Annotated in this window: 2 protein-coding genes; both read left to right on the top strand. The window is 30.2% G+C overall.

Annotated elements, in window-relative coordinates; genetic code table 11:
• The first annotated feature begins 180 nt into the window (after positions 1-180).
• Entirely contained in the window at positions 181-345 is a 165-nt protein-coding gene (locus ARSQ2_RS11570; RefSeq protein ID WP_181995371.1) for a hypothetical protein, read from the top strand.
• A gap of 493 nt (positions 346-838) precedes the next feature.
• A partial coding sequence (locus ARSQ2_RS14375) for a replication initiator protein A (RefSeq protein WP_338078299.1) occupies positions 839-1,032 on the top strand: 194 nt, incomplete at its 3' end.

The raw sequence follows: 1,032 nt of genomic DNA, 5'->3' as shown, positions 1-1,032 counted from the left end.
TTCTTCCATCGTAAATATCACTTTACGTCTAAAATCAATTGAATAGTTCATATAAATAATGTCATCAAAATTAAGTCGCTTAGCTATCACTAAGATCACCAACAGGTAAAGCGATAGCTTCATGTACCAGAAAATATTCAGCATATCCTCCACCGGCAACTATAACTAGGCGACTTTAAAATGATTAAAAGTAATTACTCTATATCAGTAAATTTATATTCGAGAAAAACATATATTTTTGTAATCAAAATTAAGACGCTTAGGTATAACATATTTTTCGGTTCATGTTTTTTTGTGAAGAAAAAGTTATCCACAGTAAAACCTCGCGCGCGAAGTTATATTTAGTTATGTATAAGTTAAAAGAGTTAAAGCCAGAAAATTTAATTTAAGTATTTGATAATTAACAATTAAATTCTTATGCCGGTGTCTAAAAGTTGATAGTTAGTGTCTAAAAGTCGAAGTAAATTTAAGATTCACATTATTTTTTCCATTTTCTTTGTGTTTTTTTGTTTTATTCTTGATGGTGTTTAAAAGTTGATATATAGTGTTTAAGAGTCGACTTTTTATTGGTGTCTAAAAGTCGAAAACCATCTAAAAAAACAAACCTGTCAGGTGATAGCAATACTTGACAGGCTCTAACCAACAATCCTAAAGCTCTAGGAGAGAGGAGGCTATGGTTAATTTTACAAACAAAAAGAGAAAAAACAACTTGAAGACATGATGACCTTATAAACATAAACACCTCGAATTTTTTATTGGTGATGATGTCGATATTTCGACATTTCGTGATGAAATACCAAGTATAGAACATCCTTTTTTTGCCTTAAAAGGCGGGGATATGAAATTTAGAGAATATAAAAACGGTAATGTTGTCGTTATAGTGAGGCCAGCAGCCGAAATTGGATTAGCAACGATCTTTGATAAAGATATATGGCTTTATGCTATAGCTAAGCGACTTAATTTTGATGACATTATTTATATGAGCTATTCAATTAATTTTAGACGTAAAGTGATATTTACAATGGAAGAAGA

The sequence above is a fragment of the Arsenophonus endosymbiont of Bemisia tabaci Q2 genome, from assembly GCF_902713415.1.
Classification (GTDB): domain Bacteria; phylum Pseudomonadota; class Gammaproteobacteria; order Enterobacterales; family Enterobacteriaceae; genus Arsenophonus.
The sequence above is the reverse complement of the archived record's forward strand: the minus strand, read 5'-3'. Positions and strand labels throughout refer to the sequence as shown.